The following is a 319-nucleotide window of genomic DNA, read 5'->3' on the forward strand; positions in this document are numbered from 1 at the left end:
CGATTGACGAGGTCGACGACGTTGAAGAAGCGGCCGCGTGCGCCATTGCGGATCAGAGCACGAGCAAGGGCGATGGACAGGTGAGACTTTCCCGTGCCGGTTCCGCCGACCAGAACGATATTGTGCTGCTCGGCGAGGAAGGCCCCGGTTGCGAGTTGGCGCACCAGGCCTTCGTTGACCGGCGTGTCGGTGAAGTCGAAGTCGTCGATGTCCTTGGCCAGCGGCAGTTTGGCGACGGTGATTTGGTATTTGATGGAGCGCGCTTGCTTCTCGGCGATCTCCGACTGAAGCAGGTCACCGACGATGCGCGGCGGTTCGT

The 319-nt window shown here is 62.1% G+C and carries 1 protein-coding gene; it reads right to left on the reverse strand.

Annotated elements, in window-relative coordinates; genetic code table 11:
- Nucleotides 1-319 (reverse strand): ATP-binding protein (locus SB816_RS30580; RefSeq protein ID WP_410548062.1); only part of this gene is annotated, 319 nt, incomplete at both ends.

Origin of the sequence: Achromobacter sp. SIMBA_011, from assembly GCF_046535435.1 — a bacterium.
In the GTDB taxonomy this organism is placed as follows: domain Bacteria; phylum Pseudomonadota; class Gammaproteobacteria; order Burkholderiales; family Burkholderiaceae_B; genus Achromobacter; species Achromobacter dolens.